Here is a 6,843-nt window from a genome sequence, read left to right as displayed (position 1 = left end):
GCAAGTGAGACCTATCGACGGGCGCTCGATGCCGCTGGTCTACAGGGTTCCATGAGCGCCGTCGGCAACCCTTATCATAATGCGCAGGCAGAGAGCTTCATGAAGACCTTGAAAGTGGAAGATATCTACCCCGCTGGCTACGAGACCTTCGCGGACGTGGCTGACCGCTTGCCCAGGTTCATCGAGGAGATCTACAATGCCAGGCGGTTGCACTCAGCCCTTGGCTATCGATCGCCAGCAGAATTTGAAACCCAACTCGCCCAGCAGGCGGCTTAGTTTGACGCGCATCGCTGGTCCAGCCCCAGGGGTTCACTCCACACCTTTAGCTGAAGTTGTTAGCGGATTAACCTCGAGATCGCGCCTCCTTGCTGGAGGTCAAATTGCCTTTTGGCATAGGTCTTCGCTCGTCCAAAAGGCGCAAGAGCAGGTTCCCTTTTCTCGGTCGATGAACAAGATCGATATCACTGACAAGCTTTGCACCACCCTCGCGGCGCTCCAAGGTAATCTTGCGGCTGTGGAAGGCTTCCAACTCGGCTCGGTGTGCGACACTGATAATGGTGACCTTCGGCAATTCACGGATCACCATCTCCATCATGTTGTCCTGGCTCTTCTCGTCGAGCGCTGAAGTTGCTTCGTCGAGCACGATGATGTCGGGATTGTGCAAGAGGAGACGTGCGAAGGCGAGGCGCTGCTTTTCGCCACCCGACAATGTCTGGTCCCAGGGCGCATCTTCCTCGATCTTGTCGTTCAGATAATCGAGGCCGACTTTCTCCATGACGGCCTTGATCTCATCCAGCGTCCAGTCATCGGCTGCACGGGGATACGCGACGGCGCGGCGCAGCGTGCCCGAGGGTATATAGGGCCGCTGTGGCAACATGAACAATCGGCTATTGGGATGGAAATTGACGCTGCCGTGACCCCAGGGCCAGAGACCGGAAATTGCCCGTACTAGCGTGCTTTTGCCCGTACCAGATTCTCCGGCCACCAACACCCGTTCGCCTGGATCGATCTCGACCTCCGTTTCCTTGACCACGGCGGTGCCATCATCGAGCGTCACCGAGAGATCGTTGAGGCACAACATCGCTTCACCCTCAGTTTCACCGTGCTCGATGTGTACGAGGGAGTCGCTCTTTTCCGCGCGCTCCAGCCCGTCGAGCGACGTCATGAGCGAGGCGACGCGGTGCGCGGAGGCGTTCCAGTCGGCAAGGCGCGGATAGTTGTCCACCAACCAGCCAAACGCACCCTGAACGATAGCAAAGGCAGAGGCGGCCTGCATCACTTGACCGAGCGTCATGCTACCTTCAAGAAATTTCGGCGCACAAAGCAGGACCGGTACGACAGGCGCAATCAACATGGAACCATGCGACATAAGGGTCGTGCGCATGTATTGGTGCGCAAGCAGCGCCCACTGCTTCAGGACATTGCCGAAGGTCGTTTCGAGGTCATTGCGCTCCTCCTCTTCGCCGCCGAGCAATGCGATACTCTCGCCATTTTCGCGCACATGCGTCAGCGTATAGCGAAATTCAGCTTCGACCTGGTTCTTGACCTCGGAGACCTCGACGAAATGGCGGCCGATGACCGCCATCGAGCTGGACGTGATCACTGCGTAGAGGACTGCGGTGACGACAAGAAAGCCTGGAATTGTGATGACCGAACCTGCGATCTGGAGCGTCAGGGCTCCGCCGATCGTCCACAGCACCACGATGAAGGTTGAGGCTGAAACGAATGCTGAAATGACGCCGGCGAGGAAATCGACCGGGGACTCCGTCGCAATCCGCAAATCCTCTGAGAGACGCGCCTCGGGGTTCCTATGGCCTTCGCCGCCGATCAAATTCAGTTGATAGTAGCGGCCGTTCGCGAGCCAGCGAGCGATGAGTGCGCTCGTGAGCCAGGAACGCCATCGCCGTTGGATCATCATGCGAATGTAGACTTGTGATGTCACAAGGGTGACACTCCCGAGCACGAGCGGCGGAAACACCGCACTCAGGAAATAGATCGTGTGGGCGTTGCGCTGCTCGATGGCGTCAAAAATTGCGCGATTCCAAATATTGATTCCGTACTGGAAGCAGACATTGACGCCGATCAGGCTGAGCAGCCCGATCGTGCACGGCCAAGCGAAGCCATCGCCACGCCGGCTCCAGTAACCACGCGCACTGATCCAGAAACGTTTAAGTAAATACCTTTTGCGTTCCTTCTCGGCTTCCTCGGGCGTCAATTCTGGGCCGGGTTCAATATCGTCTGGCGGCGGCTCGACCTCGACAGTCGATGCCTTTTCCTGGCTCGACCTTCCGGCGCCGTGGGGTTTGGTGCCGTCGGCCGAATTCGAATTGGATTTAACGCCGGTCATAAGCACCACAACGGCTTAAAAATAAAAAAGTTTCACGAGGCCAGAGTGGACCATGGCATTGGAGCGTCGGTCTAGAAAGGCGTCGCGAACTGCTTCCGCATCGACATGGCCTTCATGAGCGCCGACCAGCATTGTCTTTGTTGTCTTGAAAGCACGCCCGCGCTACTTCGAGGGCCACTTTCGCAGCATATTTCGTCCGCGGTCTCGATGGTGCTGTTCGTCAAACGTTTGCCAGGGTCACTTGTTGTGATCGTAACAGGTTTGCCCCACCATTGCCGGCTCACGAATGCTGCCTCCAAAAATGAAATGAAACAATCGACAATATGTTCCCGCATTAGCCCGCACTGGCAGAATTCTTGGAACAATTTGACTGGAGAAGCGTAGATCCGAGAATGACGGGTTCGACGGAAGGGCTCTTCATACGCTCATGCCAAGGAGAGTTGCCTTGCAGTAGTGTCACATAGAATTCCCGTTCAAGCATCCCGAACCGCCTTCGCCGTTACGTGCTTGATGCTAGAGTGGGTTTGCAAGAGGTGCCGTCATGAAGACGAGCAATGACCACGAGATCTCCGAAAGCGACGCTTATGAACTGGGCAGAAAGGCCTTTGCGAAGGGAGCTTGCGCTGACAACAATCCGTTTCCAGAGGGCGATCCTCGCCGAGACGAATGGACGCATGGATTTATGGACGCGCAAAAAATCCCTAGCGACCAGCATAAACCCGGCCATCCGTTGGACTGATCGGGCGTGATCGCCACTGTCCGCACGCTGGAAATCACCGCGGTGGTGTGACAGGCGTGTCTTCCTGCCAAATCAGTAGGAATTTCGGGTGACTGTCGGCAGGCTGCCAGCAAGCCATTCGGCATGGATCGGTTGCAAAGTTTGAGGCAGCCGCGATACGAGGTTGATTGGCGGGGTTTAAAAAACGGCAATCAGGGTTTCGAATTGTTTGGCGACTGACAGGCCCGCGGTCCCAGAATCCTGCATCTGACGCTTGTGCAGCACACGGATCATCTCGATGCCGGACAACGTTCCTCCAGCTCCAGTCATTGATACCGATGATCCGTGCCGGGGGTTCGTCATCGATCCGTGAAGCATTGCGCTTCAAATGCCGAAGGATGGTGTCGTCGCTGATCGACATCCCAAGCCGTCTCATCAAGCGCTCTCCGGGCCGTCCGCCGGTGCTGTGACCCAGCAGGCCGACTATTTCGGCGACCCTCCTTGTCCCGCGTGCGTAAGGCGAGGCAATCGCCGGGACCGGGTCGGTGAATGTTTGCCGTTTGCACTACCGATATCTACAACGCCAGCGGCTTAACTGAAGCTTGACAGTCACTTCATTGCCCTGGATCGGCAGGTCCTGGAGACTGCGGTACGACCAGCCGTGCCGACTTCTGCTCTGATGTCGGCAATCTGGGCATATGCCCGAGGACGGTCCGCACACAGACACAACTCAATCACCATCGCCATTAGACACGACAGTTTTCACCTTAATACCCGGACCGGGCGACCATTTCGATTTCGTTCGCATGCCGGCGCATAGCGGCGCAACGGTCAACGATTTGTTAACCACACAAAGTGAGGAAGACCCGCTGCGCAGCTTGTCTAATATGGTCGATATGGGCGCAGCTCGGGGTGCTTTGGCGGATCGCGTTCGCCTGCGTGACCGTGATCACTGTTTTGGGCGAGACAAGAGAAGTTGGCCTCGCAGCAGAATGGAACCATCCGGCTCATTCTGCATTGTGTCGGCACGCCCTTGTCGATGACGGCCGCAGCTTCCGCCAGAGCCGAGCAGGCGCTTCTTGGTGTGGGCAGACGATGGTGTCTAACAAGGCGAGACTTTCCATCCTCGGCATGCTGGCGGTGATTTCACTCGCCTCGACTGATCTTGCTCTCGCGTTGCAGCTGAGTTTTGGGCGGCGGCTGATGCCGGTCCTCTTAGGACCAAGCCTGGCGGCCACAGGGGCCGCGCTATTCGCTCTTTGGCGGAAAAAGCAGGAGTAATCCGTGGTTCAGTCGACGGCACAACATAAAGCGACGTTGACCAACAGCCCTCTTCGTCGGCTTCTAAAGATCCTGGGTCCGGGCTTCATCACTGGCGCTTCGGATGATGATCCGTCCGGCATTGGAGCATACAGCCAAGCCGGCGCCCAACTCGGATATAGTATTGGTTGGACGATGTTGCTGACATACCCGCTGATGTCCGCAATCCAGGAGGTCTGCGCTCGGATTGGACGAACGACTGGGCGTGGTATTGCTGGAAACGTATGTCGGCACTACCCAGCCTGGCTACTCTATCTCATCGTGGGGCTTCTTTTCATCGCGAACGCGATCAATATCGGTGCCGATCTCAGCGCCATGGCCGACGCGCTGAAACTTCTGATTGGCGGGCCTACCGCGCTCTACGTGATCGGCTTTGGGACTGTGTGTGCGGCTGCCAGCCTTTTGTTCGACTACAGCCGTTATGTCGCGGTGCTCAAGTGGATAACACTGAGCCTCTTTGCCTATGTGGCCGCTCTTTTCGCGGTCAATATATCCTGGCCGGAAGCGATTGCAGGCATTTTGGTGCCCAAGATTGTTTGGGATGCACCGTTCTTCACGACCGCGGTCGCGATTTTGGGCACGACAATATCGCCCTATCTGTTCTTCTGGCAGGCGTCAGAGGAAGCTGAAGACGAACGTATTGACCGCAGCGAACACCCACTGGTGCTTGCGCCAAGAGAAGCGCCCGCTGCGCTCAGGCGCATCCGTGCCGACACTTTGACCGGGATGGCGTTTTCGAACATTATAGCAATCGCGATCATCGCGACTACCGCGGCTACGCTCAATAAGGCAGGCGTCACGAATATTGAATCTTCGGCGCAGGCAGCCGACGCACTGCGGCCAATCGCTGGCAATTTCGCCTTCGTTGTATTCGCGATTGGCATCTTAGGAACTGGCCTGCTTGCGGTGCCAGTCCTTGCTGGTTCGGCCGCCTACGCCATCGCCGAGGCTTGGCGATGGCCGGTTGGTCTCGCCAGAAAGCCAAAACACGCGAAAGCCTTTTATGCGACTCTGATTATCGCATGCGTGCTTGGAATGGGCATTTTGTTCACGCCGGTCAATCCTATCCAAGCACTCTATTGGAGTGCGGTGATCAACGGCGTCGTAGCCGTTCCCGTGATGACCGTAGCGATGCTGATGACGGCAAAGAGCCAAATCATGGGCGAGTTTATCATCACCGGCTGGTTGCGCTGGCTCGGATGGACCTCGACCATTGCAATGGCGGCATGCGTCGTCGGAATGATCGTGACATCAATCACTTAAGGACGTCTTCGACATAAAGAAGGCTCTGAAGCATCTGAGGAAATCGACAATCGGAAAGTTCGTCGGGAGGCTAGGCTATCGCGCAAAATGACCGCGTTGTTGTTTTATGATCCCCAAGGAACTGTCCGTTGCAAATAGCGTTTTCGTGTTAGGAGGAAAACACTATGTGCCCGGAAAAGCCAACTGTAGTACCGATCTCCGCACCTGGGCTTGGGCTGCCGAACCCCATACAGTATTACCCTTATCAATCGCCCCTTCTTCCCGCCTCAGAGAGCGAGAAGGAGGCGTACGAAAGGGGAGTCAAGGCGGGAAAGCGCGAAGCGGAAAACCAAAAGAACCCATATCCTGACAACAGCGAACAGGCCAAAGCTTATGAGCATGGCTACCTCGATGGTCAGAAAATCCGGTTTACAGATATACCCTAGCGACGGACGATTTCGAGCTCACTGCGCAGACGGTGACGAGTAGGCATCAGTTTGGATCGCTTTGGCAGGCTTGCGACTGACCATCAGAATTGGGCGTATCATTGGTGCCGCTCCCCCTTTCTGCGAGCGGGTGGTGGCGTTGGCTTTGCCGCATGTGGGAAACTAGGATTCCCGTTCACCAAGGTTCGATCTGTTTTCCTTTAACGACGTAGGTTGTCGTCAAAGCGGAGGGCGCCAGCCGCACATTTTCCTAGTGAGTTGCCATCTGCCTAAAGTCGCTGCCTCGCTCCGAGGTGCATTTACCTGTACTCGACTTCGCGGCTCGGTTAGTGATGCTTGAAATATTGCACCTCTCGCTCGTGTTTCTCGGCCGCCTCTCTAGTTTTGAAGGTCCCGAGATTCTGGCGCTTCTGTGTCCTTGGGTCAACTTTGCGAGAGTAAAGGCGATTGTGTCCCGGCACGTGGTGTAGGTGACGGAAGATAGCAAAGCCGAGCGCCCGCGCGCTTTTCATAGCGCTGTAGCGGGTGATCGGCTTTGCGGGCGGCCATCAGTGTTTTCCGCTAGGGTCGGGTTGTTCAAGACACAACCTGACGGAAAGATCACTGATGACCGATGACATGATGAACGTGCGTTCGCTTGTTGAGAAGAGTGCGGACGCAGATTTGTTGCGTGAGATGATCGGCTTTGCGGCCGAACGGCTGATGGAGCTGGAGGTCAGCTCGGCTACGGGTGCAGGGTTCGGGGAGAAGAACCCGCTGCGGCTTGCACA

5 protein-coding genes and 2 pseudogenes are annotated in these 6,843 nt (G+C 56.5%); 5 read left to right on the top strand and 2 right to left on the bottom strand.

Annotation, left to right across the window (positions count from 1 at the left end; genetic code table 11):
- A partial coding sequence (locus tag GA0061102_RS32195) for an integrase core domain-containing protein (protein ID WP_139115141.1) occupies window positions 1-276 on the top strand: 276 nt, incomplete at its 5' end.
- A gap of 67 nt (window positions 277-343) precedes the next feature.
- Here the strand turns inward: GA0061102_RS32195 and GA0061102_RS32190 are convergent.
- Window positions 344-2,347 carry an ABC transporter ATP-binding protein/permease gene (locus GA0061102_RS32190; protein WP_092856772.1) on the bottom strand — a complete coding sequence of 668 codons (2,004 nt, stop codon included), beginning with the start codon at window positions 2,345-2,347 and terminating at the stop codon, window positions 344-346.
- 541 nt (window positions 2,348-2,888) lie between these two features.
- Here GA0061102_RS32190 and GA0061102_RS32185 point away from each other — a divergent pair.
- Complete coding sequence (locus GA0061102_RS32185) at window positions 2,889-3,086, top strand: hypothetical protein (RefSeq protein WP_092856769.1); 198 nt, start codon at window positions 2,889-2,891, stop codon at window positions 3,084-3,086.
- Between the two features lie 277 nt (window positions 3,087-3,363).
- On the opposite strand, the pseudogene GA0061102_RS33820 reads toward GA0061102_RS32185, so the two are convergent.
- Window positions 3,364-3,873 (bottom strand): annotated as a pseudogene (locus GA0061102_RS33820) (transposase family protein); the annotation flags it as partial.
- A 476-nt stretch (window positions 3,874-4,349) separates the two neighbouring features.
- Between GA0061102_RS33820 and GA0061102_RS32170 the strand changes: the two are divergent.
- From GA0061102_RS32170 to GA0061102_RS32840, 3 genes and pseudogenes are all read left to right on the top strand, one after another.
- Window positions 4,350-5,648 (top strand): NRAMP family divalent metal transporter, encoded by a 1,299-nt coding sequence (locus tag GA0061102_RS32170; protein WP_092856760.1) that lies wholly within the window; start codon window positions 4,350-4,352, stop codon window positions 5,646-5,648.
- Window positions 5,649-5,812: 164 nt separating this feature from the next.
- Window positions 5,813-6,073, top strand: a complete 261-nt coding sequence (locus GA0061102_RS32165) for a hypothetical protein (RefSeq protein ID WP_092856757.1) — start codon at window positions 5,813-5,815, stop codon at window positions 6,071-6,073.
- Window positions 6,074-6,679: 606 nt separating this feature from the next.
- Window positions 6,680-6,843, top strand: a pseudogene (locus GA0061102_RS32840) (IS256 family transposase); the annotation flags it as partial.

The sequence above is a fragment of the Martinezella miluonensis genome, from assembly GCF_900094545.1.
In the GTDB taxonomy this organism is placed as follows: Bacteria; Pseudomonadota; Alphaproteobacteria; order Rhizobiales; family Rhizobiaceae; genus Rhizobium; species Rhizobium miluonense.
Note: the sequence above shows the minus strand (reverse complement) of the source record. Positions and strands in the feature narration are given on the sequence as shown.